We start from the raw sequence: 25,259 nt of genomic DNA, 5'->3' as shown, positions 1-25,259 counted from the left end.
TAAAAAGTCCCGCATGCTGCGGGATTTTTTTTGTCCACAAAACATTGACGTTCAAAGATCAGACATAAAAGATCAAAGATTACCAAGACCGATATGACAAATGTCACCTCAAACTGATGGCATTTTCCTCTGTTGCAACTGTGTCTGGCAAGGCAAAATAAGAACATAACTAACAAGGAGTCATTACATGCATAAAACCTCTCTCGCCCTGGCACTGGCTGTTTGCGCTGGCACTATTCACTTCCCAGCAAATGCTGCAAGTTTTTTGATTGAACATGTGCGCGTATTTGATGGCCAGAAAATCCAGATTGATAAAAATGTGCTCATCGTCGATGGCAAAATCCTGGATAGCCATTTCACCGGCAAACCTGCCGCCGATACCACCATCGTCAATGGAAAAGGCCGCACCTTGTTGCCAGGCCTGATCGATGCCCATGTACATGCATTCCAGGACCAGGAACTGCCACTCCTGTACGGTGTGACCACGCAGATCGACATGTTCAGCAATGTGGACATGCTCAAGGCCATCAATGAAAAAATGCGCAAGGGCGAGAACCGCGACCGTGCAGACATCATCTCTGCCGGCATGCTCGCCACTGCGCCAGGTGGCCATGGTACAGAATATGGTATGCCCATCCCTACCCTGACCAAACCTGAAGAAGCACAGGCCTGGGTGGATGCCCGTATCGCCGAAGGCTCACACTTTATCAAGATCGTCATAGAGCATGGCAGTGAAAAACATCCCTTCAACAGCCTGGACAATGCCACCGTCAAGGCACTGGTCAAGGCTGCGCACTTGCGTAACAAGCTCGCTGTTGTCCATATAGGCACCCTGAAAGAAGCACAGGATGCGCTGGATGCAGATGCAGATGGACTGGTGCATCTGTTCACCGACAGGCAAATCAGTGAGCAGGATTTACGTTCATTAATCAACAGCGCAAAAAGCAAGCATGCTTTTGTCATGCCGACTTTTGCAGTACTGGAGAGTATCGCTGGCCTGAAAGAACAGGATGTATTGTCTGATAAGCGCATGACTGGCCTGCTCAGCAAATCGCAAATGCAGCCGTTGAATACACCGTATGGCCACAAGCCTGATGCTGATTTGCTCAGGGCCCCAAGAAAGGTAACAGCGGCCATGCATGCCGCAGGCATTCCTGTCCTGGCCGGTACCGATGCCGGTAATTCCGGCACTCAGTATGGCATCAGCCTGCATCATGAACTCGCTGCACTGGTCGAGGCGGGCCTGAGCCCCACGGCGGCACTGGCGTCAGCCACATCGGTACCAGCCACTACCTTCAGTCTGAAAGACCGTGGCCGCATCGCCAAGGGTTACAAAGCTGATCTCTTACTGGTTGATGGTGAACCGGACAAGGATATTCTCAATACACGCAATATTGTCGATGTATGGAAAGATGGCGAAAGGGTTACCGCACAGCGTGAACAAAAACTGCAGGAAGTCACCAAACAAAGCATACAAAAAAACCTGCTGGTAGAAATTCCTGCAGATGGACGCATAGGCCTGTTCAGCAAAGACAAACTGGCCAGCCCTTTTGGTGCTGGCTGGTATCCATCCAATGACGCCCCCATGAGTGGCAAATCCACAGTCGCACTGAAATTCCTTGAGTCTGGCAAGGATGGCGACGTACCTGCGAATGCGCTCTCGGTCGCCGGCAGTATCAACCCCGGCTTTGCTTATCCCTGGGCTGGGGTAGCTTTTTTCCCAGGCAATACACCCATGGAAGCAGTCAATCTTGGCAATGCCACCACCTTGAAATTCCGTGTCAAGGGTGATGGCAAAGACTATAGCGTAGGAATCAGCATGCAGGGCAGCTTTATCCCCGTCTCAGTCAGTTTCAAAACTACGGCAGACTGGCAGGAAATCTCTATTCCCTTCACTAAATTCAAGGGGATGGACCCCAGCATCATCACTATCCTCGCCTTCAATGCCGGGCCGCAAACTGGTGAATATCATTTTGAAATTGCCGACATCCGCCTTTTGAAGGAATAATGCTGCATTTGTTTAAGTACACACTCAAGGCAAAGCCGTGACTACATCATTACTGTCAAGACTATCTTTCTCCTGGGTGCCTGCACGCTATGGCAAAGCACCGTATTTCTGGCTACTTTCTTTTGCGATTTTTGGCTGGAAGTATTTATACATAGCCCCATCCACCACGGAATTGGTTTATCTCGCATTAAGCTTCCTGGTATTCCTGCCTTTTTATTTTTATAGCTTCTGGTGTTCTGAATGGCGCATTTATGCGTGCATGGCGTTGATTTGCAGCTTTGGCATTATCTGGGCACCTTACAATTATGGTGGATCCACTTTTTGCATATTTGCCGCCACCATGTGTTCGCGCCTTCCTGATACACGCAGGGCTTACATCACATTAAGCGCAATCGGCATTATCATCGTTATCGCCAGTGTGCTGATGCGGCTGGAATCTTATTTCTGGATACCGGCACTCATCTTCAGTATCCCCAGCGGAGTCGGTGCCATCATTAGCGAGCGTCTGACACGCAGCAATGAAAGCCTGCTCAAGAAGCAGGAAGAAGTCGAATACCTGGCCGCCATCTCTGAGCGCGAACGCATAGCCAGGGACCTGCACGATTTGCTTGGTCATACCCTGTCAGTGATTACCCTGAAAGCTGAACTTGCCGGCAAACTGCTTGACAGAAATCCCGAGGCCTGCAAAAAAGAAATCAATGACATAGAGCAGACCGCCCGGCAAGCATTGGCAGAAGTGCGGGCCGCCGTCATTGGCTATCGCGCCACCGGCTTGGGGTATGAACTGCAGTCTGCAAAAAAAACCCTGGACGCAGCTGAAGTTACCCTGCTCAGCGAGATTGAGCAATTCACCATACCCTCGGCACAAGAAAATGTCTTGGCACTGGCATTGCGTGAAGCCATCACGAATATCATACGGCATGCCCAGGCCACCCAATGCCACATCAGGCTTTATCAGCATGATGCACATGTGGTCTTGAAAATCAGCGACAATGGCCTCGCCGGACAAACTGGTGCAGTACGCAAAGGTAGTGGTTTGAACGGCATGAGTGAACGTGTACTGTCCCTGGGTGGAAGCCTGCAAGTACAGGCTTCACCAGACGCCACAGGCTTGCATCTGGAATTATCTTTGCCCTTGAAAGAAAAGAAATGATACGCATTATTATCGCCGAAGACCAGGCCCTGGTATCTGGCGCACTGGCTGCCTTGCTTGGCCTGGAAGACGACCTGGAAGTCATTGCTCGGGCAAAAAACGGCCAGGAAGCGTTGGCCTTGTGCGAAAAAGAACAGCCAGACATACTCGTTACCGATATAGAAATGCCACTCATGACAGGGCTGGAACTGGCAGCAGCAATTGCCGAGAAAAAGCTCAGCAGCAAAGTCATCGTGCTGACCACCTTTGCCCGCAGTGGCTACCTGCGCCGTGCCATGGCCAGTGGTGTACGGGGCTATATGCTCAAGGATGCACCTGCCGATACACTGGCAGCAGCCATACGAACGGTGCATGGCGGTGGCCGTGCTATCGCACCCGAACTGGCCATGGAAAGCTGGGGCGGCGAACAAGACCCGTTGAGCGAGCGTGAACGCCAGGTTTTACGGCTTGCCGGCTCAGGCTCAAGCAGTACAGAAATTGCCAAAATCATGCATTTATCGGAAGGCACGGTACGCAATTATCTCTCGGAAGCAATCAGTAAACTGCATGCAAAAAACCGTGTGGATGCCTATCGCTTGGCAAGAGATCAAGGCTGGTTGTAAAGTCACAGGCAGCCTATAATTGGAACGACAAAATGCAGGACTAAAAAGGAGGAAGATGATGAGGAAAGTAATTATTTTTTGGGTATGTAGCCTTCCCCTGCTTTCCTATGCTCAGCATTCCTCGCTTGAAGCGAGGTCTGACAAACTACGCGAAGCCGCCATGAGTGCATTTGAAAAGAATCATGATCAGAAAAAAGCACTGCAACTGAATGCCGCCGCACTCAAGCTCAGCCGCTATTTGCCCACAAGCAGCTGGCGCACTGTCGAAAACTATGACGATGCCGGTTTGTATTATTACGAAAGTAGCAAATGGAAGGCATCCGCCCAACACCAGGCCATTGCAGTCTTGCTGGCTTGCGGTATGGAAGAAAGCAAGAGCATGTTCCCGGTATATGTAAAACGCCTGGGCTTTGCTTTTTCCAAATACCGCCCGGGCGAAGATTTTGCACTCATTGCTGCCAATCCACTGTTGCTCCTGGAAGATATTCCGCTGAATCTGCGTGCCAATGCCGACTTGAGAAGACGCTATTTCAAGACCATCAAACTCAAACCTGATGCGCAAACCTCGACAGGACCTTATCTTTACAAAATAAAGCCCGGGACACTGCCAGCCACATGCTATCTGCCGCAGGACCAGACAGAGGAGCAAGCAGTCAGAAGCAAATAAGCTTCTTGCAAACAGGCTACAATAGCGCCAATTCTTCCGCAATCAGAGTTAGCCTAAATTGCAAGATTATTTATCCCATGTCAGCCTCGCCCCACATCCATTGCTGGCGGATGTCTGCATGCATTTTCTCGTCAAGGATATTCCAGACTGCTGGTACACGGTACCTGCCAGCCCATTACCTATGCTGATTGTTGTCACGCATGGTGCGGTTGAAATGGAGGACGGGAAAGCATTGCCTCCTCTGGCTATCGTTGGCCCCAGCCGCCATCGCTACCGTGGCAAAGCTCAAGCCGGTTCGCGATTTATTTCAGCTGCGTTCCGCCCGGGCATGCTCAGCGCTATCCTTGGGTATCCGGTTGATGAATTCAGTGATGCTGTCATTGATCTCGCCGATGTACTGCCACCATCCAGCTACCATGAGCTGGAAGATAAACTCCATGCCGCTAGCGACACTGCTGCCAAATTGGAAGTGGTGCAAGGCATGTTGCTACGCTTACGTTTGCTGCAAAAACCGCGCATCGCCCCGCTGGCGATGCCACGTCACTGGATCAGCAAACCCGCAAATGAGTTGGCCGACAAACTGGGCTTGGGGACAAGGCAGTTTGAGAGGCGTTTCCTGGCCAGCTTTGGCCTGAGTTTGCGCAGTTACAAACAGCACTTGCGTTACGGCGCGTCACTGATGCGAGTCATGCTGGGCAGCTTGCCAGCCCCTACCTGGGCTGAATGTGCCATCAGCTTTGGTTACGCTGACCAGGCACACATGAACCGTGACTTTGCCCGCTTTACCGGCCATACACCAGCCCATCTCATGCGTGGGCTTGCAGCACAAGACCCAGCGCTCTGGGCCTTCCGTTTTAATGAAACTGATATAGGCAAGATGTTCATCCCGCCAGATGAAATCGATGTCGTTTCAGTACAAGACCAGCTTATCGCTTAAATCCATAATCGGGGGTATCTCATACAAGGCAAGCAGGGAACCCTCATCATGGAAGAGCAAACAGGTTTGTTTCAGGATTCATACATCCTCACCAACGTCAATGATCTGATGAACAAGGTACAGAGCAACAGTATGTGGTACCTGTCCTTTGGCCTCGCCTGCTGCGCAGTCGAAATGATGCAGGCTGCCAGCGCCCGCTATGACATGGACCGCTTTGGTTTCATGCCCCGTGCAAGCCCGCGCCATGCAGATTTGATGATCGTTGCCGGCACCCTCACCAATAAAATGGCCCCGGCCTTGCGCAAAGTCTATGACCAGATGGCCGAGCCACGCTATGTGATTTCCATGGGTTCTTGCGCCAATGGAGGGGGTTACTACCATTACTCTTATTCCGTCGTGCGCGGCTGCGACCGTATCATTCCTGTCGATATCTACATCCCGGGTTGCCCACCTACGGCAGAGGCGCTGATTTATGGCCTGCTGCAGTTACAAAATAAGATCAAGCGCAGCAATAGCTTTGCCCGTTAGTAAATAAAGGCAATAGCAGCCTGAACTCGTTGCACAGATATTGCCATTACCAGCTCTTTGACATAGACACAGGGAAGCATATCCATAAGCGTTTATCTGCGATATGCCTTCCCATAGCTGCCGTCAAGCTTGCCTTTTGCCCAGTCCGCCATCAAATCGTAAAAACCTGGCGTAATACGTGTCTGCTTGCGCGTGCCATCTTTTGCTTCTGCATATTCCCACATACCGTGACCGGTATCGGGGAAGCGGTAAATCGTGATATTACTGCCCTGGCGGCGAAGATTCGAGAGCCGTTCCAAACTCACAGCACCCGGAGCCTGGCGGTCTTCATCCGCGAATACCCACATCTGTGGCACATCAACTTTGCTCAAGACCTGCATGGGATCAAGCGACCAGTCAATATTCAGCTTGTCGAATCTTGGTACGCCATTACGGCGCAGATCATCTACGGACATGCTCAGGAACACGCCTGAGTATCCTCCCTTTATACTTGTGAACCAGGCTTCTTTGCCAAACTGCTTCTGGATATCAGCAAGCTCATCAAACCCTTCTTTCAAATCAGATCTTGCTATTTTTGCCGTCACATCTGTGACCTTACTGGCTTTGGCAAGTATGTCGTCGCCATACCCGTGATCGCGTAACTCTTTGCTGACTTGCTCCGCATCCTGCCCCGTAATATCAACCGCCAGGCCAAAGCCAATCCCAAGAAACTCTGCCCTGGCCCGCGCTGCCGCGAGTGGCACTATCCACCCACCCTGGCTCAAGCCTATGAGACCAAAACGACCGTAGCGGCCCGCTGCCAATCGCTTGGCTTCATGCGAAGCTGCTACCAGGTCATCGGCCAGGCGAGGGAAGTTTTGTGTATATTCCCCTTGTGAAAGTCCGGTGCCGCGTTTGTCATAGACAAAAACCGAAATGCCCCGCCCGACCATTTGATAAGGATCACCTGCACGGTCTATCCAGCCAGTCCCCTCTGAGCCATGTGCATAGACGACCAGAGATGTATTTTTTCCTGCATCTGGCGGTTCCATCAGGCGGCCTGCGAGCATGAGGCCATTGGATTCAAATCGCGTGTTCAATTCGGAAATAGCCAGCTTGCTCCAAACCTCATTTCCTCGAATGAGGACTGCATTCTTTCCACATATCAGCGTAGTCCCAGAGTCCAGCGTATTGCCGACAATTCCGTCACTGAGGGTATAGTTAAATCCTTTGTCTGCTTTGGTCACGACAACAAATGCCTGTTTGTCTTTTTGAAAAATACCCGTCTCACACAAGGCTGATGTAAAAAGGCCTGACTTCAATACATCAGGCACATCCGTAGCCTGCGCAAATAAGATAGGACATGCCAGAGCGCATGTAGCAAACAAGGTAGACGATAATATTTTCACGCATTTCTCCGTGGGTAATTAATGCCGTAGATGCTATGCGATATCGTCGTTGCCAGACCTTGCAATCCGATGAACACGGGAATTCGATGACTCAAACCCTGATCAGAGGGTTTGGAATAAATGTAGCGTGAAGGAGAGCCAGTAAAACTGCGCGCAGCAGCTTTACTGGTCTAGTTTGGCTTGGTTTGGCTTATGCTGACAAGTCGTTTATAACGTTGCCAGATGCGCTTGCAGCACAGAATGCAAAGTCGCCGTTGGCCGCTGGATCAGCTTGCCAAGTTGACCACTGGCTTCAAACAAACCACCTTGTGCAGCGCCTGTATCTGATTGTGCAAGGATATGGGCGAAGCCTTCTGGCAAACCGAAAGAAACGAGCATATCCTTGTATTCTGTCTCGGCAACATTTGCATAAGCAACAGGCTTGCCCGACAGCTCAGCCAGAGTTGCAGCCAACTCTGCGAGAGTGAATGCCTGATCGCCTGCAAGTTCATAGGTCTTGCCAGCATGATCGCGGCCTGTCAGTACCGCTGCTGCGGCTATTGCAAAGTCAGCACGCGAAGCGGCTGAGAATTTACCGTCGCCTGCTGCCCCAAATACCTTGCCAGTTTGAAGCGCTGTACCTACAGCAGGAAAATAGTTTTCTATATACCAGGCATTGCGCAAGAAAACGAAAGGCAGGCCGCTGTCGCGTATCAGTTGTTCTGTCGCTATATGCTCCTGCGCGAGCAAAAGTGGTGAAGTATCTGCATGCAGGATGCTGGTGTAGGCAATTAATTCTACGCCTGCATTCTTCGCTGCCTGAACCACATTTTTGTGTTGTTCCAGCCTTTGACCGACTTCACTGGAAGAAACCAGCAAGAGCTTTTTCACCCCTTGCAAGGCAACAGCTAACGTCTGTGGATGGCTGTAGTCGCCCTGGCGAACCTGTACACTGCTGGCGCGCAAATCCTCAGCCTTGCTGACATCCCTGACGACGGCAACGACTTGATTAGCTGGGACTGTACCCAACAAAGCCTTTGTCACCAGACGTCCCAATTGCCCACTTGCACCTGTCACTGCGATCATATTTATTTCTCCTGTTAAATTGACACTCACCAGCATTCATCAAGATCTCTCAATTTTTAAGTGCAGAATCCCAATGTTCATCTGCCTTTCCATCCACTATTCGCCAGGTATCAAACCAGGTGGTGGTGTATAAAAGCTGCTTGGTGGTCTTGTCCCTGACTGGCAAGGGATACATGACCGTTACCAGGTCACCTTCAGCAATGACAGCAACAACAGGTTTTGTCATTTTTTCCGGTATGGGTATGGCCTGGACTTTTCTGATGTCGACAAAATACTTCACCACGCCATCGAGCCCAGACAAGGCATACGGGTTATGCTGCAAGTAGCGTCTGGACAGGTATTTGTCTGCCAGTTCCCAATGCCCCGCCTCCAGCAAGTCTTTGACGATGTGATAGGCCACCTGCTTGTTGGCATGCAGCTTGGCATCGCTACTGCTAAACAATGCTTCTGCATTGTCTGCTCCGACAACCGGCTCTTGGGCGTAGCTGTTAGGTGTCAAGATAATGGACAATGTAGCTAGCGTAAGTGCCATCATTGCTCCCAAAACCTGGTTTTTCTTGAATCTGTATATCTGTTTTTTCATGACAAAGTCTCTCCTAGCTTCGATATACTTGTATTAGCGATCGAATCAAGGTCTATAATAGAGACTATGTCTAAAAATTGTAAGGAGGCAGTTTTTCGTGCCAAGGTTACCCAAAGTGAACCCATCTAAAATGGTGGGGATGGCATCGGATTTTGATCCTGGCATGTGCCCGGTCAGGAATGTGCTCAACCATATCAGCACCAAATGGACGCCGCTGATCTTGCTGACGCTGCAAGCAGGCCCTTTGCGCTTTAGTCAGCTACATAAGCAAGTGCCTGATATTTCCAAGCGCATGCTGACACAGTCTTTGCGCGATCTGGAAAGGGATGGTTTACTGAGTCGTAAAGTGTTCCCGACCAAACCGCCCAGCGTGGAATATGAACTGACCGCACTCGGTGCTTCGGTCATGGTACCTATGGGTGCACTGGTGAGTTGGGCGGAAAAGAATTTTGAAAAAATTAAATTATCAAGACAGACTTTTGATCAGGATAATGAAGCTGCGTAAAACCTGATTTCAATAAACCCGGACAATGCCTGATGCCGCTGATGTCTCTAATTAAGCCTTGTTGAGCTCACGCATGCTATCGACACCGTCATCCGACAACCAGACCAGGGTATTCATATAGGTCTCGATGCGATCGACCACGTCTGCTCTTGGGCCATTTTTCCATTCACTGGAGCCATAGAAGGCGTCTTGTTCTGCTTCCAAAGCGGCACGACTGGCGTAAGAACGTATCAGGTAATATGTCGCTTCTTCATGATCAGAATGCCCATAGGCGACCACATCCATATTCCTGCTTTTCAACATGGGTACAGCCAGCGTATGCACAGCCTGATGGAAGACGTCGGCAACGCCGGGTTTGAGGCGATACGTGCGGATTTCGACTAAACGGGTCATGGTTTTGCCTGTCAGGTGTCATTGAAGAATAGTCATGCTAGCACAAGCTGCTGGCATCCACTTATCATCGGACAAGCGCGCTGACATGAGTGCGACAAGGTCAGCGATGGCGTCTATGCCTTCTACTTATCTTTGCCTTGATTTCTTCCTTATAGCCCAGCAATTTTCCTATATTCAGGGCGTCCGTCCAGCGTGCCGAGCCGGCTCGCGCATTCAACAAGATCATGGTGGCTTGCTTACCTGCCAGCTTCACTCGCATGATAAGGCAGGCACCCGCTTCATTGGTGAACCCGGTTTTCGACAGCAGGATGTCCCAGCCTTTTTTACCGATCAGGCGATTGGTGTTGTGGAATTCACGGCTCAGCCCATTTTTGAGAGTGACGCTGTCTTCACTGTCGGTCGTGATGTCAGCAATTTCTGGATAACGTGATGCAGCTTGCGCCATCTTCACCAGGTCAGCGGCTGTCGAGGTGTTTTCTGGCGACAAGCCAGTCGCTTCGTGAATGACGGTGTGCCCCATACCTAGAGCAAGCAGTTTTGATTTGACGGCGACCATGAATGCACCCTGACCACCAGGATAAGTGCGGGACAGCGCTGCGGCGGCACGGTTATCAGAAGACATCAGGGCAAGTTGCAAGGCTTCCCTGCGCGTGAGGCTGGAACCTATCGGGACATGGGAGCGGCTATGCTTGAGCTGATCTTTATCCTCTTCTTCTATGGAGATTTTTTGATCCATATTGGCTTTGCTATCGAGCAGCACCATGGCTGTCATGAGCTTGGTCAGCGAGGCAATGGGTACTACCTCATCAGCATTTTTTTCCAGCAAAACCTGGCCATTGCGCTCATCAACAACGATGGCATTCTGAGCACTCAATTGCATGGCAGATAGACTGCCACAGTACAACATCAGGACAACTAACAACTTGGGCTTCAACATCGGGGCACATCGATTCTGTCACGGGATTAAACAAATAAGGCTGACGCAAAATTGCTAAGGCATTGAGATAGAGCTAAGCATAACAAGCTTGCGTCAACATTATAGAGAAAAACCAGCTTGCATACAGTCGGCAAATTTTGCCAGCCGTATGCAAGCCAATTTACTCAATGCTGAAAATTACTTGCCAGTGTAGATGATATCTGCACGGCGGTTTTCTGCCCATGCAGCTTCATCGCTACCTGTGGCTTTTGGTTTTTCTTTACCCAGAGAAACTGCTTCCATTTGTGATTCTGGCACACCCAGCAAAGATAGAGATTTACGCACGGCTTCTGCACGTTTCTGGCCCAGCGCCAGATTGTATTCACGGCCACCACGTTCGTCGGTATTACCCTGAATCAGGATTTTCTTGCCTTTATTGGCGCTCAGATATTTAGAGTGAGCGTTAACCGTACCACTATATTCGGTTTTAACCACATACTGATCAAAGTCAAAATAAACGCTGCGCTTTGCTAGTGGGCTATTAGGGTCATTCAACTCATCTCTTGCGATTACAGGCGCGACATCACGGTCTTTCGAAACGACAGGCTCTTCTTTTTTTCCTGAAGGAGGAGGCGGTGGTGTTTGCTCAGGCGGTTTGATCGGTGTACTGCAAGCTGCCAATAAAACAGCTACTGCCACCAGACCGGCAACGTTTTTGATATTGTTGATTGCACGCATATAAATACCCTCTAAATTTTTAATTAGTCGATTCAGTCCTGGCGCATAAGCGGGAGGCTACCAGGTAGTATGAAGCAACGCCATCTTGCCTCAGGAAACTTAGGCGAATCTTAAAAAATAGCGTCGATACCAATCAAACAGGGATTTTTGTCAAAAATATGCGCGTTTGTCAGTCTGGTTGGGTATGCGAAGCTGGAAACAAGATAATTACCTCCAGCCCACCCAGGGCAGCATCAGCCAGGCTGATAGTGGCATGATGGCGGTCAGCAATGGCCTTGGCAATCGCCAGCCCCAATCCACTACCGCTTTTATTCGTACCAGCGACGCGATAAAAACGGTCAAAGATACGCTCACGTTCTTCTGGTGCGATGCCGTCGCCAGTGTCCTGTATGCGAAGCCGCAAAGCCTCTTTGTCACTGCTGAGACTGATCTGCACCCCGCCCTCGTCCTGTATATAGCGCACGGCATTGTCGAGCAGGTTGCGTATCATGATGCGCAGGCTTTCGCCGTCTCCCTGTAGCTCAACTAGCTTACCCATTTCCGCATTGATGGTGATTTTCCTGGATTGCGCAAACGGCATGACATCGCTGACAGCTTGCTCTATACAGGAGTTCAGAGTGATGCGATGAAAGCTCAGGCTGGCTTGTGAAGTCGGATCTTGCCTTGCCAGCGCCAGCAATTGTTCGACCAAGCGAGAAGCACGATCAACGCCACCTAACAGGCGATTGATGGCTTGCTCGTGACTTTTTTCATCCTTGACCCTGCCCAGATTTTGCACCTGCAAGCGCAAAGCGGTGATCGGCGACCTGAGTTCATGCGCGGCGTCTGCCACAAAGCGCTGTTGTGACTGTATCGCCAAGCCCATGCGACTCAGCAGGGAATTCAATTCCGTCACCAGCAGCGACACTTCTTTGGGTACACCGTCAGAGGATACGGGATCAGTAGAATTGGCATTGCGGTTGGCCAGCTCGCTGCCTATGCGGTTAAGAGGTGCCAGCACTGAATTAATACCCCACCAGACCGCGCAAAACAAAAGCAAAGAGACCGGTATCACCGGCCACAGGGTACTCAGCGCAAAGGATATGGCCCTATCCCTGCGTGAACCCACTTTTTGCGCCACCTGGATGACGCGCTTGTTTTCTTCTGCGGCATACACGCGCCAGTCACCGTTTTCCAGCGTCACTGTTGAATAACCAAGAGCAGCTTGTTTGGGCAGGCTGCGGTGCTGGCGTGACTGATAGACCCTGGCCCCGTCTTCTGACCAGACTTGCACGACAAAATCAAAATCATCCATTTCTGTACCTGGCAGATTATGCCAATCGACCTGGTCAAAATCACCGTCCTGCAAGGCCAGTGCCATTTGCTGCATATGGTAATCAAACAGTTTGTTGGCTTCACCAATGGCGGCATGCAGCGAGCTGGCAAATTGTAAGGCTGCGGCAGCCAGAATGGCGATGCCAAACAGGAGCATCATTTGCAGACGCAAAGATTTCATGCGTTTTTTTCAATCACGTTTTTTTCAACCATATAGCCAACGCCACGCACATTCACGATGAATTTTTGTCCCAGCTTTTTTCGCAGGCCATGGATATACACTTCGACCGCATTGCTTTCTATCTCTGAAGTGGCCCCAAACAACTGGTCTTCGAGACGGCTGCGCGAGAGTATGGCGCCAGGCCGCGCTACCAGGGCATCAAGTATCGTCCATTCACGCGAAGACAGTATGACTTGTTCTGCGCCACTAAATACTTGCCGCGTCGTGGTATTGACGACGACGTCGCCGCACATATAGGAAGTGTCAGTACGACCATGGGAGCGCCTTACCAGGGCATGCATGCGGGCGATCAATTCATCCAGATCAAAAGGCTTGACGAGGTAATCGTCTGCGCCGGCATGCAGACCGCGTACACGGTCAGGCACGGCATCGCGCGCCGTCATGACCAGCACAGGCAAGGCATCACCGCGCTTGCGCAGGGCTTTTAAAATGTCCATGCCATCTCGTTGCGGCAGGCTCAGGTCCAGCAATAACACGTCATAGCTATGGAACTGCAGCGCTGCCTCCGCTGCTTCGCCGTTGCTGAGCCAGTCAACAAGATTGGCTTCACTTTCAAGGGCGATCTGAATGTTTTCACCTATCATGGGGTCGTCTTCAACGAGCAGTACTTTCATGTTTTGTATGTGATTGATGTGTGAAAAGATGAGGGCAGCATGATTGTACGCCATGGCCTGAGGCAAAAGATATGCCGCAAATCACTTGACAGGCGTCGCCATTTAATCTTTAATTTCTGTAACGACAGAAATTAAAGAAATAAAGGAAAATCATGCTACAAAAACAGTCTTCATTTCGCAAATGGCTGGTACGCTGGCTATACGCCGCCGCCTTCGCTCATTTCTTGATCGGTATCTTGCTGCCGTGGATCAGCGCCACTGGCCTGGTCGAGATTTATCACCAACTCATTGAGAGCCATTTCTGGCCTCAAGCTGCACCTGATGCGGCGCGCAATATGCAAGTCTGGTGGATGAGCCTGTTTGGCGCTACCGTGCAAACTGTGGGTTTGTGGATGGGCGCATTGATTTATCTGGGCAACCAGCATCGCAGCCGCTTTGCCTGGCTTTGGCTGATGATAGGTATACTGGTATGGGCACCGCAGGACATGCTGATTTCCATGCAGGCGAACATGCTGATCAATGTCTGGATAGATGCATTCGCTGTGCTGAGTATAATCCCGCCCTTGTTCATCTTGTGGAAAATGGATGCAAAGAATACTGAAAATACTGAAAGAAGCGCATGAACCCAGATAGCAAACCCATTCCGTCTGAAGGTGAATTATTCAGGAAAATCCTGGGCAAGGAATGGCTTAAACTGCACCCGGATATCCAGGCCAGGTTTGCCAAGAATCCTGAGCCGGACAAGCCACTCTATTACACAGGTGTGCTTAGCGAATTAAGCTGTTCAAGAATAGGCAAACTCCTGGGTCACCTGACCAGACCGATGATCGCCGGGGCCTTGATCCCTTATACTGATCATCACTTCCCTGTCGATATCATGGTGTACTCCAAACCAGATTGCCCTTCGATTTTCAAGCAGAGGATATACCGCCTGCACAACAGGCCGCCAATACAATTCACATCTTACATGCAGGAAAGTGAAAAAGGTGAAGTGCTAGAGTATGTAGGCATGGGCCTTGGTATGAAACTGATCTTGCATGTACATGAGGGTAATCTCTACTTCACCAGCGATGGTTATTTTTGGGACGTGCTGGGCTACCGCATACCCCTACCCGGTATTTTCACGCCTGGCAAAACTTATCTTTGCCATCGCAATGACAATCCTGAGCAATTCAATATCCGCATAGAAATCAAACATGCCTTATTTGGCCGCACCTTTACCCAGGTCGGCGTTTTCAAGGAAATTCATCCTGAGGTAGCATCATGAGCACCCATTTAATTGCCCTGCAATTGATGGCCGCGCAAGGCTTGCTCGGCGCTTTCGATACCCTGTACCACCACGAACTGACCGAAGCATTGCCACAGCGCGCCAGCGCCCGCACAGAACTGGGCATACATGCGACCCGCGCCATTATCTACAGCTTGCTCTTCGTTGGTTTGTCGGCATGGGCATGGCATGGTGCTTGGGCCATCGTGTTGTTGCTGGTGTTTGGCGTCGAGATCGTTTTAACCTTGTGGGACTTTGTGATTGAAGACCAGACCCGCCTTTTGCCAGCCACTGAACGCGTGACGCATACCGTACTCGCCATCAATGGTGGTGCCTTTATCACCTTGCTGATATTAAATACACCTGAGTGGTTTGCGGCTCCTACACAAATGCTATGGCAGCCACAGGGTTGGCTCAGTGTATTGCTGGCCTTGTGTGGTGTGGGCGTTGGCGCATCTGGCATACGTGATGGGCTGGCGGCACTGCACCTCCGTAAAATCGCAATTAAAGAAAGGCAGGCAAGCATGGTACATTTCAGCGACAAATCAGAGCAGGTTTTGGTCACCGGCGCCACCGGCTTTATCGGCAGCTTGCTGGTCAAGGCCTTGCTGGCCGATGGACAGCAAGTGACGATACTCAGCCGCAATCCAAAACAGGCAAGCTGGAAGTTTGATGGCAAGGCCAGGGTTATTACATCCATGCAAGAGTTACCTGCGAATCACCGTATAGATGTCCTCATCAACCTGGCTGGCGCGCGCATACTTGGCTGGCGCTGGTCAGAAAAACGCAAGGCAGAATTGCGCCTCAGTCGTACTGGTTTGACAAAAGACATCACTGCGTGGATCAGTAGAGCAGAAAGCAAACCCAGGCTCTTGCTGGCAGCCTCAGCCATTGGTTATTACGGCATACAGGCACCGGGCGATGACAGGGAATTAACCGAAAGCGCAGCGCCGCAAGCCATCTTCATGTCAGAACTATGTCAGGAATGGGAACAAGCCAACCAGACTGCCTGCACTTACGATGTCAAGGTCGCCAAGATGCGTTTCGGCGTTGTGCTGGGCCAGCAAGGCGCACTGGGCATGATGCTCCTGCCCATCAAGCTGGGGCTGGGTGGCGCGCTGGGTACTGGCAAGCAATGGCAATCATGGATACATGTGCATGATGTGCTGCGAGGCATTGCCCATTTGTGGCAGCATGAAGCAAGCCTGCCACTAGACAGTGCTTATAATTTCACTGCACCCGAAGTGGTAACGCAAAAACAGTTCAGCACTATCGCCGCCAATGTCTTGCATCGTCCCAGCCTTTTCCCTACACCGGGCTGGCCTATGCGCCTGATGCTGGGTGAGCAAGCTGATTTATTACTGGAAGGCCAGCGCGTGGTGCCGACAAAATTATTGGAAGGCGGTTTTGTTTTTGATTATCCAGATTTGCGTAGTGCACTGATAAACCTGGTCTAAGCAAACTGGCTAAGATACAAAATAAGATGCAAAGATACCTATGCCGCGCAGAAAACAACTCAAATCGATAGCAGCAGGAATTGCGGATAGCTTTAACAGCCGCAATAATGCTATTGAAGGCTATTGGGCCATCGGCAAGCTTTGCCGCTTTGCGCATGAACATACTATTTCTTTGCTTACTCTGGATTTGCTAAATATCATCTGCACACCGCAAAGCGCAGAGTTCAATGCTGTCATGCATGACTATAAGGTGAAGTTGCGTGCAATCATGAACAAGCAAGGTATTCCAGAAGACCAGCTAAAGGCAGCAACAATAGAAATTGATTTTCACCCTGAATATAAAGCACATTTGCACTGCTTTCGTTCTGTACTTGGCAGCCCCTATACTGTCACTACAAAATTGATGACGGACCTGGGAAAAATATACTGCGTCAGAACTGGAGGTAATTGCAAACCTCATGACCCGTTAATGGAAAGCCGGCGAAGCGTTTAGCTGTCATACACAATACCCTCACTTGAAATCTGAGATTAAGTCGCAATCTGGCTATGTAAAGTCAAGGAGCTAGCCATGTTTTTCCTGCGTCATCCCCAGCCTGTAAGGCCAAGAAAAGCCGTGCCCGAACTACAAGTCAGCAGCCAGACCCAGGTTACTGACACCAGCACTATTGTTGTTGAGCATAGCGAGAAAGATTTACTGACTTTGCAAACTCAGCTCAAGGCAAATGTAGCTGGCAAGAAGAAATAAAATAAAAAAACTGCGGCCTTCCTGGAGGGAACCAGAAAGCCGCAGAAACGCGCAAAAACTTTTGATCAGAATAAATAAGGCCAGTCAGGCAGCAGACCTTTTTTTCGCTTCTTCCTCATACAATTCTTTTTTGGACAACTTTCCTACCGGGGTTTTAGGTAACTCTGCGCGAATATCCATGGCTTGCGGCATTTCATGCTTGCCCAGTCTATCCTTGAGGAAGTCTTTCAATTCATCGAAGCTGAAAGCGGACTGACCTGCCTTGAGTTTGATAAAAGCCTTGGCTGCCTGACCACGATAAGCATCGGGGATGCCGATGACGCTAACTTCGGCCACGGCCGGGTGTTCATAAATCGCTTCTTCAATATTGCGTGGATAGACGTTGTAGCCACCTGACAAAATCATGTCCTTGGTGCGGTCAACGATATACACAAACCCGTCCGCATCCATATAACCGACATCGCCAGTGCGGAAATAACCGTCAGCAGTAAATGCGTCACGGGTCGCCTCAGGCTTGTTCCAGTAGCCTTTCATGATATTCGCGCCGGCGACACAGATTTCACCGCGTTCGCCCGGTGCCACTTCCTGACGCGGGTCATCGATGCTGACAAACTTGAAGCTGATACCCGGCGTTGGTAAACCGCAGGACCCTGACTTGCGTACGCCACCCAGCGGCGTAAAAGTGCCGGTAGGGGAAGTCTCGGTCATACCCCAGCCTTCAAGCAGGGTGCAGCCAGTCAATGCCTGGAATTGTTGCAGCACTTCTGCCGGTAAAGGCGCACCACCAGAGTTGCAGAATTTCAAAGCGCTCAGATCAAACTCCTTGATCTGGGGATGATTGATGATGGCGGTGTACATGGTGGGTACGCCGGGGAATACTGTGATCTTCTTGTTCGCCAGATCCTTCACCACGGCATCAGCATCAAAGCGGGTATGCAAGACAATTTCTGCACCCAGGCGTATGCCGAACAGCATGTCCACCGTCAATGCATATATGTGAAATAGCGGCAGCACGGCCAACAGTTTTTCTTTGCCCTCTTGCAGCACACGCGGCTCGATATTGGTGGTTTCCATGATCTGGCTGCACGCCGCGGTGAGGTTGCCATGCGTGAGCATGGCGCCCTTGGGCAAACCTGTGGTACCACCTGTATATTGCAGGGTAGCGATGGCTTCTTTGGGGTCGATTGCCGCAATGGGCGCGTAATCGCCATCATTGTCCAGCAGTTTTGCAAACAGCAGATGTTGTGCATTGTCGGGAATGGCAATGAGCTGGCCTGCCTTGTCCAGGTTCGCCCTGACGGCATCCGGATAAGGCGTCATTTCCGGGATATTGCCGATGATGAGTTTTTGCAGGCGGGTATGCCCTAGCATCTTGGCCATTTGCGGGTACAGCATGACCATGTCCAGCGTCACCAGTATGTCGGTATGGCTGTCAGAGATTTTATGCTCCAGCACTTTCTCGGCATCCAGCGGTGAGTAATTGACCACCGTGCCACCGGCCTGCAAAATGGCGAAAAAGCTGATGACGTAATGCGGTGTGTTTGGCAGATACAGGCCCACATGCACGCCAGGCTTGACACCCAGTTGCTGGAAACCTTTGGTAGCCTGGTTCACGAGTTTTTGCAATGCTGCATAGCTGGTCTTTTTACCCATGAATTCCAGTGCGGGCAAGTCTGGCCATTTGGCAACAGCGTCATGCAGCAATTGTGGCACGCTGCTGATGGGCAGGTCGGCGTCCCAGCATACGCCTGCGGGGTAAGATTTGATCCAGGGTGTATCGCGCATTTTTTGTCTCTCTCGTTATAAGAATAATTGAAAATGTCAGCCAACTCGGAAGTTAACGCAGGAAAAGCTCTGTCCTCCAAAGAAGAAAGAGCTACCTGTTAAAACCGTTCCATCAAACTCATGAAGCAGTAAATAGTTATTTTTTCTCCGTATATTTCTTCAACTCCATCTTGCCGATCTGATTCCTGTGGACTTCATCTGGACCATCTGCCAGGCGCAAGGTACGGGCTTGGGCATACGAGTATGCGAGACCAAAATCATCAGATACACCACCACCACCATGCGCCTGTATGGCCCAGTCGATAACCTGGCAAGCCATGGTTGGCGCTGCCACTTTGATCATGGCGATTTCTTTGGCGGCTGCCTTGTTGCCTACCGTATCCATCATCTGTGCGGCATTCAAGACCAGGAAGCGGGCCTGGTCGATCAGGATGCGGGCATTGGCAATACGTTCCAGCGTCACACCCTGCTCTGCGACCCGTTTGCCAAAGGCCACGCGTGTCAACGAGCGCTTGCACATGTCTTCCAGTGCACGTTCTGCCAAACCAATCAAACGCATGCAGTGATGGATGCGGCCAGGTCCAAGGCGACCTTGGGCAATTTCAAAACCGCGACCTTCGCCCAGCAAAATATTCGATGCTGGTACACGCACGTTCTCAAACAACACTTCGCCATGCCCATGCGGTGCATCGTCATAACCGAATACTGGCAAGGCGCGCAGGATAGTCACGCCCGGTGTATCACGCGGCACGATGATCATCGATTGCTGCTTGTGGCGGTCAGCATTGTCAGGATCACTCTTGCCCATGAAGATAAACACTTTGCAACGCGGATCATTGGCACCGGAAGACCACCATTTGCGGCCATTGATGACATACTCATCGCCATCACGGACGATGGATGATTCAATATTGGTGGCGTCAGACGATGCCACTGCCGGTTCTGTCATGGCAAAGCAGGAACGGATTTCACCACGCAACAAAGGTTTAAGCCATTGTTCCTGATGCTCAGGCGTGCCATAGCGTGCAAACACTTCCATATTGCCGGTATCAGGTGCCGAGCAATTGAATACTTCGGGCGCCCAGACCGCGCGGCCCATGATCTCGCACAGCGGAGCGTATTCCAGATTGGTCAAACCTGCGCCATGGGCAGACTCTGGCAGGAAGAGATTCCACAAGCCGGCATCGCGCGCCTTAGCCTTCAATTGCTCAACGACCTTGGTTGGTATCCAGGCATTGCCCGCCTTGCGGTTGGCAGCAATCTCGCCAAAGAAAGTCTTTTCATTTGCATAGACGTGTTCGTCCATGAAGGCGATCAGGCGCGTCTGCAAATCTTTGACTTTGGGACTGTATTGAAAATCCATGATGATTCCTTTTTCCTCATTTTTTCAGCTTGCTCAAATGGACATGACTATGTCCGCTTTACTTTCTTTGCAGTTCAATATTGCGCGCAGTCAGCAAGGCTGTTGCGCATAAAACTTCTTCGCCATTGCGTACAGAAAAAACCTCTGCCGCGCTGACTGTCAATAACTTCCCATGCGACACCACACGTCCGCGTGCCAGCAATTTTTCACCATCGGCTGGTGCGACTATCTTCAAATTACAATCGATGCTCGCGTTGATCCAGCCTGCCGGTAACAGGGTACCACCGGCAGAGATGCCAGCAAAATCTGCGGCAGCAAAGATAGCCGTCGCCTGCATCTTCCCGGGTACGAAACTGAGTTCTTCACGATAGGCAATCTCCAATGCCACTTCGCCGGGCCCCACCTTCACAAACTGTATGCCCAGCCATTGCGCCATCGGCATTGCCAAGACCATATTCTTCAGTTGCACTGCGTAATCTGGGTTGCTTGCCACAAATGCCGGTTTCATGATCGCGCCTTGTTATTTGCCGTATTAACTGACCAGATAACCACCATCAACATTGATGCAGGCACCAGTCGTATAACTTGATGCATTCGATGCCAGGTACAAGACCGTGCCCGCCATTTCATCCGGTTCGGCAATACGTTTCAAGGGTATGCGGGTCAATGCTCTTTCGAGGATGACGGGATTGTGGAACAGGGCCGAGGCAAACTTGGTATCGGTCGCGCCTGGCAGCAAGGCATTCACGCGTACACCCATGGCTGCGCATTCCAATGCGAAGGATTTGGTCATGGCGATGACGGCTGCCTTGGTGATGGAATAAATACCCTGCATGGCGCCAGGCACCACACCATTGACGGATGCCACATTGATGATACTGCCACCACCATGTTTTGCCATCAGCTTGGCACCGGCTGAAGACATGAAGAAATAGCCCCGTATATTGACATCCACCGTCTTTTGGAAGGCGCCGACATCGGTTTCCGTGATATGCCCGAAGTGCGGGTTAGTGGCGGCATTGTTGACCAGGATATCGAGTTTGCCGTGGGCTGCGGTGATGTCTGCAAACAGGGCATCGATCTGCGCCATTTCACCTATATGGCAGGCGCGTGCTTCAGCCTTGCCACCGGCAGCAATAATCGCAGCCACCACGGCTTCGCAGGATGCGGCCTTGCGACTGGAAACGATGACGTAAGCACCGTTGGCAGCCAGGGTTTTGGCGACTGCCTCACCGATACCACGGCTTGCGCCAGTGACCAGTGCTACCTTGCCAGTCAAATCAAACATTGTTGTCATCTATAGTCTCTCTGGTTTCTATTATTTCTTTAAACGTAGGTAATGACTTTGGGATTATTCAACACTTCAAGATGTGAAAAGTTATTCAGGTAAGCCAATGCAGGACGCAATACGCCCTCTGCTGTTGGTTGCAAATGAAAACGTGTGACCGCGCTATTCACCAGCGACCAGTTGAGTTCCGCAAAGCGTGGATCAGGGAAACCCAGTACATGCTGGCATAAGGCTGAGATCGTACCGCCAGAAGTGAACACGACGATGTTTTTGGCATCATCCGTAACCGTCAGTTGCTTTTGCATGGCGGTGACGCAGCGCTGGCGAAATGCATTCCAGCTTTCTACATACTCGGCATCATGCTCACCTGACATCCAGCGGCTGATGGCCTGTGCAAAAATATCCTGGAAGGCTTGCTTGCCATTCGGCGTATTCATGAGGAAATGCTTGACGGCAGCCGGGTCATCAAAGGCTGGCACATGGCGCGCCAGCACTTCATGGTGGTTATACTCATTGAAACCGGCATCGCAATGCCAGGCAGACATATCCAGCGCAGCAACATCTTGTTGCAGCATTTCTGACAAACAAGATTGCGCAGTCTGCTGATGTCTTTTCAGGACACCAGTGACAACCCTTGATACCTGCATATCCCGCCCTGCCCACCAGTTACCCAGATGGCGTGCCTGCTGTTCGCCGAGCTCAGACAATTGGTCATAGTTCTGGCTACCGAATGAAGCCTGCCCGTGCCTGACCAGATATAAAGCTGCCATTACTTCCTCTTTGATAAATCACTTACAAATTGATGAACAAAGTGTAAGCCTGAGTCTATAATTGATCAAATGAATAGTTATTATCCGAATTAATTAATTTTATGCATTTATCTCGTGTCGATTTAAACCTGTTCACGGTCTTCGTCGCCATCTATACCGAGGGCAGCGTGACCCGCGCCAGCCAGCAACTGAACCTGACCCAGCCAGCCATCAGTCATGCGCTGAACCGTCTGCGGCAATTGTTCAATGACCCGCTGTTTGTACGTCAGGGGCAGGCCATGGTGTCGACCCCACTGGCGCGCAGCATCATAGAGCCGGTGCGACAAGCCCTGCGAGGGCTGGAAGTAACCCTGACCGAGAATGACAAGTTTGACCCGGCACTGGCGACCAAACAGTTCAACCTGGCTTTGCGTGATGTATTGGAATCGACTGCCCTGCCGCCACTGATGGAAAGCATTACCCGGCAGGCACCACAAATCAATCTGGCGGCGATACAGGTGGAAAGGCGGGAACTGGTCAGCGAACTGGCGGCAGGCAGCCTGGATCTGGCGATTGACATGTTGCTGCCTTTGCCAAATGAGATACACCGCCAGAAGGTAGTACAAGGCAATACCGTCGTGCTGGCAAGACATGATCACCCCGTCATACAGGGCAAGCTCGATCTGGATACGTATATGCAAGCTGAACACATTTTGGCCAGCTCTCGCCGCAAAGGCATGGGTCTGGAAGATTTTGAACTGAGCCGACTGGGCTTGCAAAGATGCATACGCCTGCGCTGCCAGCATTATTTCGCTGCTTGCCGGGTAGTCAGCCAGACCAATTTATTGTTGACCATGCCGGAAGGTTACGCGCGCATTGCGAATGAACAATTCAACAATCAGATATTGCCGCTACCCGCAGTCATGCCTTCATGGGATGTGTATTTGTACTGGCACCAGAATGTGGAAAATGATCCCGCCAATCGTTGGTTGCGACAGCAAGTAATAGAGGCGTTTCAGAACCAGACTGTGTGATACCAGTCTGGTGTTACGTACCGCTCAGATGGAATGGAATTTATTTGCCGGATTTAGGCTCATCTGGCAACAGACACGCATCGATAATTTGCAAATCGTTATCTTTGGCAAAACTGACGACAAAATGATAAGCCAGAGGTTCAATTTCACGTATGGCTTCATTCACCACAACAGAACGCACGCCATTCAACAAAATGGGGCGCACATACGGTGAATACTGCAAATGTGAATTCCTGCCGCCATCGGGGCTAAAACAGGACATGGCTCCGCATAGGCGCTCTGCCCAATCGCTGGGGCGAAATTGTTTTCCATCGCTGGTTATACCCTGGATGAAAAACTCGCGTACTTGTTGCGTTTCTTTGGAATCGGCCATGTGCTCGGCTTGCAAAAGCAAGAGTGAATTAAGCTTAACATCATTATGTGACAGCAAGCTTTCAATATACTTCCATATTATATCTTATAGAAGACTTGAATCGAAACTGGCGTCGCTGATATATCTGGCTTTCATGCATAGCATGCAATCTTATTGAGCCACTATAGTGCATTTTGAGAGAGAGTAAAGAAAAGTCAGCGCAAGGCTTTGCCTGATTGACAAGCACTGCATTTCTCCGCAAAGCGTCATCGACAGGAAGAGAGTTGGCGTTTAATAAAAATTGATGCATCTGCCGTATTCAGGCACTACATCATTGAATGCAAAATGCATATGCCCTTACAATAAAAAAAGCGTATCCATTCATAGCAAGCTTCCGATTACACAATATGATCCCTTATTTCACAAAAGAACAAGTCAGCATCGCCCTGCCCTATGCAAAACTGATACCCGCATTACGCCTGGCATTTACGCAAGAAGTCATTGCGCCAAAACGGCATGCGCACAGCCTGTCGGATAGAGACAGCTCAAGCTTGCTGCTGATGCCAGTCTGGCAGCCGCAGGGACAACTAGGTGTGAAGCTGGTGACGGTAGCACCAAAGAATACAGATATGCCAACCGTGCAAGCAGTCTTTGTTTTATTTGATACCAAAACAGGCACACCGCTCGCTTTAATGGATGGTGAAGAATTGACTTTGCGACGCACCGCTGCGGCCTCTGCCCTTGCGTCTTCTTATGCATCCCGGCACGATGCACGGCATTTGCTGTTGGTTGGCAACGGCAGCCTGGCACCCCATATCGCGATTGCACATTGCCAGACCAGGGCGATTACTGATATCAGCATCTGGGGCAGGTCTGTTGACAAGTCAGCAGGTGCAGCAAAAATAATACGCGAGCATACGGAGTTCCCTGCACATATCAGAGTACATATCAGGGAAGACCTGGCAGCAGCATGCCATGAAGCCGACATCATTTGCTGTGCGACCACCAGCAAGACACCAGTCGTGTTGAGCGACTATGTCAAAGCAGGAACACATCTTGATCTGGTAGGCGGATTCAAGCCAGATATGCGTGAAGTGGATGATGAGTTGATGAGCAGGGCCACCGTGTTTGTCGATACTTATGCAGGTGCCCTGGCTGAGGCAGGAGACATCACACAAACGCTGGCGAATGGCAGTCTGGCAAAATCAGCGATCGTTGCGGAGCTGGCAGAGCTTTGCGCCGATAAGCACCTGGGGCGCAAAAGCAATGCCGAGATCACTTTGTTCAAGTCAGTGGGTACGGCAATTGAGGATTTGTGTGCAGCGAATCTGGTGTGGAGGAAGTGATGATGGATGCAGGCTGCGCCCTGACCCTGGCTACGCATTGTAGCGTTGGTCGGGCGTTGCCAGGCTAAGGGCCATCAGCCAGCAATAGACGTTACGTGCCGCATACGTTATTGAGGCCCAGTGTTGGGCTGGTAGCTCGTAGTCTGGCGAGGCCCGGCCCAACCTACAGCGCGGGTGAAGCGTGGCGACGCCCAGCCTTTGAAATCACGCATATACCCGGC

Annotated in this window: 28 protein-coding genes; 14 read left to right on the top strand and 14 right to left on the bottom strand. The window is 50.8% G+C overall.

The window, feature by feature from the left end; translation table 11 throughout:
• Positions 1-187 precede the first annotated feature (187 nt).
• The 6 genes from ACO0LG_RS26905 (at position 188) to ACO0LG_RS26880 (ending at position 5,895) form a co-directional block, all read left to right on the top strand.
• Positions 188-2,008 carry a CIA30 family protein gene (locus tag ACO0LG_RS26905; RefSeq protein ID WP_423031247.1) on the top strand — a complete coding sequence of 607 codons (1,821 nt, stop codon included), beginning with the start codon at positions 188-190 and terminating at the stop codon, positions 2,006-2,008.
• A 37-nt stretch (positions 2,009-2,045) separates the two neighbouring features.
• Positions 2,046-3,161, top strand: coding sequence for a sensor histidine kinase (locus ACO0LG_RS26900; protein WP_423031245.1), 1,116 nt, complete (start codon positions 2,046-2,048; stop codon positions 3,159-3,161).
• Positions 3,158-3,763: a response regulator transcription factor gene (locus ACO0LG_RS26895; RefSeq protein ID WP_423031243.1), complete on the top strand. Its 606-nt coding sequence runs from the start codon at positions 3,158-3,160 to the stop codon at positions 3,761-3,763. Before ACO0LG_RS26900 ends, ACO0LG_RS26895 begins: the two co-directional genes overlap by 4 nt.
• A gap of 160 nt (positions 3,764-3,923) precedes the next feature.
• Positions 3,924-4,430, top strand: a complete 507-nt coding sequence (locus tag ACO0LG_RS26890) for a hypothetical protein (RefSeq protein WP_423031241.1) — start codon at positions 3,924-3,926, stop codon at positions 4,428-4,430.
• 58 nt (positions 4,431-4,488) lie between these two features.
• Entirely contained in the window at positions 4,489-5,367 is an 879-nt protein-coding gene (locus ACO0LG_RS26885) for a helix-turn-helix domain-containing protein (RefSeq protein ID WP_423031239.1), read from the top strand.
• Between the two features lie 48 nt (positions 5,368-5,415).
• Positions 5,416-5,895 (top strand): NuoB/complex I 20 kDa subunit family protein, encoded by a 480-nt coding sequence (locus tag ACO0LG_RS26880; RefSeq protein WP_423031237.1) that lies wholly within the window; start codon positions 5,416-5,418, stop codon positions 5,893-5,895.
• A 92-nt stretch (positions 5,896-5,987) separates the two neighbouring features.
• On the opposite strand, the gene ACO0LG_RS26875 is transcribed toward ACO0LG_RS26880, so the two are convergent.
• The 3 genes from ACO0LG_RS26875 to ACO0LG_RS26865 all read right to left on the bottom strand — a co-directional run bounded on the left by ACO0LG_RS26875 (position 5,988) and on the right by ACO0LG_RS26865 (position 8,931).
• The gene (locus tag ACO0LG_RS26875; protein WP_423031234.1) at positions 5,988-7,283 is read right to left on the bottom strand and encodes an alpha/beta hydrolase family protein; all 1,296 of its coding nucleotides are present in this window, start codon (positions 7,281-7,283) and stop codon (positions 5,988-5,990) included.
• Between the two features lie 207 nt (positions 7,284-7,490).
• The gene (locus ACO0LG_RS26870) at positions 7,491-8,348 is read right to left on the bottom strand and encodes an SDR family oxidoreductase (protein WP_423031232.1); all 858 of its coding nucleotides are present in this window, start codon (positions 8,346-8,348) and stop codon (positions 7,491-7,493) included.
• A 49-nt stretch (positions 8,349-8,397) separates the two neighbouring features.
• A complete protein-coding gene (locus ACO0LG_RS26865; protein ID WP_423031230.1) occupies positions 8,398-8,931 on the bottom strand; it encodes a nuclear transport factor 2 family protein in 534 nt (177 codons plus the stop codon).
• 115 nt (positions 8,932-9,046) lie between these two features.
• Here ACO0LG_RS26865 and ACO0LG_RS26860 point away from each other — a divergent pair, with 115 nt between their 5' ends.
• Positions 9,047-9,436, top strand: a complete 390-nt coding sequence (locus tag ACO0LG_RS26860; protein ID WP_423031228.1) for a winged helix-turn-helix transcriptional regulator — start codon at positions 9,047-9,049, stop codon at positions 9,434-9,436.
• A 51-nt stretch (positions 9,437-9,487) separates the two neighbouring features.
• On the opposite strand, the gene ACO0LG_RS26855 is transcribed toward ACO0LG_RS26860, so the two are convergent.
• The 5 genes from ACO0LG_RS26855 to ACO0LG_RS26835 form a co-directional block, all read right to left on the bottom strand.
• Entirely contained in the window at positions 9,488-9,829 is a 342-nt protein-coding gene (locus ACO0LG_RS26855) for an NIPSNAP family protein (RefSeq protein ID WP_423031226.1), read from the bottom strand.
• Between the two features lie 100 nt (positions 9,830-9,929).
• Complete coding sequence (locus ACO0LG_RS26850; protein ID WP_423031224.1) at positions 9,930-10,709, bottom strand: serine hydrolase; 780 nt, start codon at positions 10,707-10,709, stop codon at positions 9,930-9,932.
• Positions 10,710-10,943: 234 nt separating this feature from the next.
• Positions 10,944-11,474: a peptidoglycan-associated lipoprotein Pal gene (gene pal, locus ACO0LG_RS26845; protein ID WP_423031279.1), complete on the bottom strand. Its 531-nt coding sequence runs from the start codon at positions 11,472-11,474 to the stop codon at positions 10,944-10,946.
• A 178-nt stretch (positions 11,475-11,652) separates the two neighbouring features.
• Positions 11,653-12,978: an ATP-binding protein gene (locus tag ACO0LG_RS26840; protein ID WP_423031222.1), complete on the bottom strand. Its 1,326-nt coding sequence runs from the start codon at positions 12,976-12,978 to the stop codon at positions 11,653-11,655.
• On the bottom strand, positions 12,975-13,652 hold the full coding sequence (locus ACO0LG_RS26835; protein WP_423031220.1) for a response regulator: 678 nt from the start codon (positions 13,650-13,652) through the stop codon (positions 12,975-12,977). The genes ACO0LG_RS26840 and ACO0LG_RS26835 overlap by 4 nt, the downstream gene beginning before the upstream one ends.
• A 152-nt stretch (positions 13,653-13,804) precedes the next feature.
• Here ACO0LG_RS26835 and ACO0LG_RS26830 point away from each other — a divergent pair, with 152 nt between their 5' ends.
• The 5 genes from ACO0LG_RS26830 (at position 13,805) to ACO0LG_RS26810 (ending at position 17,121) form a co-directional block, all read left to right on the top strand.
• Positions 13,805-14,275, top strand: coding sequence for a cell division protein (locus ACO0LG_RS26830; RefSeq protein WP_423031218.1), 471 nt, complete (start codon positions 13,805-13,807; stop codon positions 14,273-14,275).
• Positions 14,272-14,919 (top strand): DUF4166 domain-containing protein, encoded by a 648-nt coding sequence (locus ACO0LG_RS26825; protein WP_423031216.1) that lies wholly within the window; start codon positions 14,272-14,274, stop codon positions 14,917-14,919. The genes ACO0LG_RS26830 and ACO0LG_RS26825 overlap by 4 nt, the downstream gene beginning before the upstream one ends.
• Entirely contained in the window at positions 14,916-16,376 is a 1,461-nt protein-coding gene (locus tag ACO0LG_RS26820; protein WP_423031214.1) for a TIGR01777 family oxidoreductase, read from the top strand. The genes ACO0LG_RS26825 and ACO0LG_RS26820 overlap by 4 nt, the downstream gene beginning before the upstream one ends.
• Positions 16,377-16,416: 40 nt before the next feature.
• Positions 16,417-16,869 (top strand): hypothetical protein, encoded by a 453-nt coding sequence (locus ACO0LG_RS26815; RefSeq protein WP_423031212.1) that lies wholly within the window; start codon positions 16,417-16,419, stop codon positions 16,867-16,869.
• A gap of 75 nt (positions 16,870-16,944) precedes the next feature.
• On the top strand, positions 16,945-17,121 hold the full coding sequence (locus ACO0LG_RS26810; protein WP_423031210.1) for a hypothetical protein: 177 nt from the start codon (positions 16,945-16,947) through the stop codon (positions 17,119-17,121).
• An 84-nt stretch (positions 17,122-17,205) separates the two neighbouring features.
• Here the strand turns inward: ACO0LG_RS26810 and ACO0LG_RS26805 are convergent, their stop codons facing one another.
• The 5 genes from ACO0LG_RS26805 to ACO0LG_RS26785 all read right to left on the bottom strand — a co-directional run bounded on the left by ACO0LG_RS26805 (position 17,206) and on the right by ACO0LG_RS26785 (position 22,327).
• Positions 17,206-18,906, bottom strand: a complete 1,701-nt coding sequence (locus ACO0LG_RS26805; RefSeq protein ID WP_423031208.1) for a long-chain-fatty-acid--CoA ligase — start codon at positions 18,904-18,906, stop codon at positions 17,206-17,208.
• A gap of 136 nt (positions 18,907-19,042) precedes the next feature.
• Positions 19,043-20,269: an acyl-CoA dehydrogenase gene (locus tag ACO0LG_RS26800; RefSeq protein WP_423031206.1), complete on the bottom strand. Its 1,227-nt coding sequence runs from the start codon at positions 20,267-20,269 to the stop codon at positions 19,043-19,045.
• A gap of 58 nt (positions 20,270-20,327) precedes the next feature.
• Positions 20,328-20,777 (bottom strand): PaaI family thioesterase, encoded by a 450-nt coding sequence (locus ACO0LG_RS26795; RefSeq protein WP_423031204.1) that lies wholly within the window; start codon positions 20,775-20,777, stop codon positions 20,328-20,330.
• 24 nt (positions 20,778-20,801) lie between these two features.
• Positions 20,802-21,566, bottom strand: a complete 765-nt coding sequence (locus ACO0LG_RS26790; RefSeq protein WP_423031202.1) for an SDR family oxidoreductase — start codon at positions 21,564-21,566, stop codon at positions 20,802-20,804.
• Between the two features lie 29 nt (positions 21,567-21,595).
• The gene (locus ACO0LG_RS26785) at positions 21,596-22,327 is read right to left on the bottom strand and encodes a histidine phosphatase family protein (protein ID WP_423031200.1); all 732 of its coding nucleotides are present in this window, start codon (positions 22,325-22,327) and stop codon (positions 21,596-21,598) included.
• Between the two features lie 101 nt (positions 22,328-22,428).
• Between ACO0LG_RS26785 and ACO0LG_RS26780 the strand changes: the two genes are divergently transcribed.
• Positions 22,429-23,340 (top strand): LysR family transcriptional regulator, encoded by a 912-nt coding sequence (locus ACO0LG_RS26780; RefSeq protein WP_423031198.1) that lies wholly within the window; start codon positions 22,429-22,431, stop codon positions 23,338-23,340.
• A 40-nt stretch (positions 23,341-23,380) separates the two neighbouring features.
• On the opposite strand, the gene ACO0LG_RS26775 is transcribed toward ACO0LG_RS26780, so the two are convergent.
• A complete protein-coding gene (locus ACO0LG_RS26775; RefSeq protein WP_423031196.1) occupies positions 23,381-23,713 on the bottom strand; it encodes a DUF3579 domain-containing protein in 333 nt (110 codons plus the stop codon).
• Between the two features lie 386 nt (positions 23,714-24,099).
• On the opposite strand from ACO0LG_RS26775, the gene ACO0LG_RS26770 reads away from it, so the two are divergent.
• Complete coding sequence (locus ACO0LG_RS26770; RefSeq protein WP_423031194.1) at positions 24,100-25,038, top strand: ornithine cyclodeaminase family protein; 939 nt, start codon at positions 24,100-24,102, stop codon at positions 25,036-25,038.
• Positions 25,039-25,259 lie beyond the last annotated feature (221 nt).

The sequence above is a fragment of the Undibacterium sp. Ji42W genome (genome assembly GCF_049340405.1).
In the GTDB taxonomy this organism is placed as follows: Bacteria; Pseudomonadota; Gammaproteobacteria; order Burkholderiales; family Burkholderiaceae_D; genus Undibacterium.
This window is presented reverse-complemented; position numbering and strand designations above follow the sequence as displayed.

What these genes read in the sequence shown, in the direction of transcription:
- ACO0LG_RS26905 (WP_423031247.1), top strand. Translation starts at nt 188, where the DNA reads ATGCATAAAACCTCTCTCGCCCTGGCACTGGCTGTTTGCGCTGGCACT.
- ACO0LG_RS26895 (WP_423031243.1), top strand. Translation starts at nt 3,158, where the DNA reads ATGATACGCATTATTATCGCCGAAGACCAGGCCCTGGTATCTGGCGCA.
- ACO0LG_RS26890 (WP_423031241.1), top strand. Translation starts at nt 3,924, where the DNA reads ATGAGTGCATTTGAAAAGAATCATGATCAGAAAAAAGCACTGCAACTG.
- ACO0LG_RS26880 (WP_423031237.1), top strand. Translation starts at nt 5,416, where the DNA reads ATGGAAGAGCAAACAGGTTTGTTTCAGGATTCATACATCCTCACCAAC.
- ACO0LG_RS26870 (WP_423031232.1), bottom strand. Translation starts at nt 8,348, where the DNA reads ATGATCGCAGTGACAGGTGCAAGTGGGCAATTGGGACGTCTGGTGACA.
- ACO0LG_RS26865 (WP_423031230.1), bottom strand. Translation starts at nt 8,931, where the DNA reads ATGAAAAAACAGATATACAGATTCAAGAAAAACCAGGTTTTGGGAGCA.
- ACO0LG_RS26855 (WP_423031226.1), bottom strand. Translation starts at nt 9,829, where the DNA reads ATGACCCGTTTAGTCGAAATCCGCACGTATCGCCTCAAACCCGGCGTT.
- ACO0LG_RS26850 (WP_423031224.1), bottom strand. Translation starts at nt 10,709, where the DNA reads ATGCAATTGAGTGCTCAGAATGCCATCGTTGTTGATGAGCGCAATGGC.
- ACO0LG_RS26840 (WP_423031222.1), bottom strand. Translation starts at nt 12,978, where the DNA reads ATGAAATCTTTGCGTCTGCAAATGATGCTCCTGTTTGGCATCGCCATT.
- ACO0LG_RS26835 (WP_423031220.1), bottom strand. Translation starts at nt 13,652, where the DNA reads ATGAAAGTACTGCTCGTTGAAGACGACCCCATGATAGGTGAAAACATT.
- ACO0LG_RS26830 (WP_423031218.1), top strand. Translation starts at nt 13,805, where the DNA reads ATGCTACAAAAACAGTCTTCATTTCGCAAATGGCTGGTACGCTGGCTA.
- ACO0LG_RS26825 (WP_423031216.1), top strand. Translation starts at nt 14,272, where the DNA reads ATGAACCCAGATAGCAAACCCATTCCGTCTGAAGGTGAATTATTCAGG.
- ACO0LG_RS26820 (WP_423031214.1), top strand. Translation starts at nt 14,916, where the DNA reads ATGAGCACCCATTTAATTGCCCTGCAATTGATGGCCGCGCAAGGCTTG.
- ACO0LG_RS26815 (WP_423031212.1), top strand. Translation starts at nt 16,417, where the DNA reads ATGCCGCGCAGAAAACAACTCAAATCGATAGCAGCAGGAATTGCGGAT.
- ACO0LG_RS26810 (WP_423031210.1), top strand. Translation starts at nt 16,945, where the DNA reads ATGTTTTTCCTGCGTCATCCCCAGCCTGTAAGGCCAAGAAAAGCCGTG.
- ACO0LG_RS26805 (WP_423031208.1), bottom strand. Translation starts at nt 18,906, where the DNA reads ATGCGCGATACACCCTGGATCAAATCTTACCCCGCAGGCGTATGCTGG.
- ACO0LG_RS26800 (WP_423031206.1), bottom strand. Translation starts at nt 20,269, where the DNA reads ATGGATTTTCAATACAGTCCCAAAGTCAAAGATTTGCAGACGCGCCTG.
- ACO0LG_RS26795 (WP_423031204.1), bottom strand. Translation starts at nt 20,777, where the DNA reads ATGAAACCGGCATTTGTGGCAAGCAACCCAGATTACGCAGTGCAACTG.
- ACO0LG_RS26790 (WP_423031202.1), bottom strand. Translation starts at nt 21,566, where the DNA reads ATGACAACAATGTTTGATTTGACTGGCAAGGTAGCACTGGTCACTGGC.
- ACO0LG_RS26785 (WP_423031200.1), bottom strand. Translation starts at nt 22,327, where the DNA reads ATGGCAGCTTTATATCTGGTCAGGCACGGGCAGGCTTCATTCGGTAGC.
- ACO0LG_RS26780 (WP_423031198.1), top strand. Translation starts at nt 22,429, where the DNA reads ATGCATTTATCTCGTGTCGATTTAAACCTGTTCACGGTCTTCGTCGCC.
- ACO0LG_RS26775 (WP_423031196.1), bottom strand. Translation starts at nt 23,713, where the DNA reads ATGGCCGATTCCAAAGAAACGCAACAAGTACGCGAGTTTTTCATCCAG.
- ACO0LG_RS26770 (WP_423031194.1), top strand. Translation starts at nt 24,100, where the DNA reads ATGATCCCTTATTTCACAAAAGAACAAGTCAGCATCGCCCTGCCCTAT.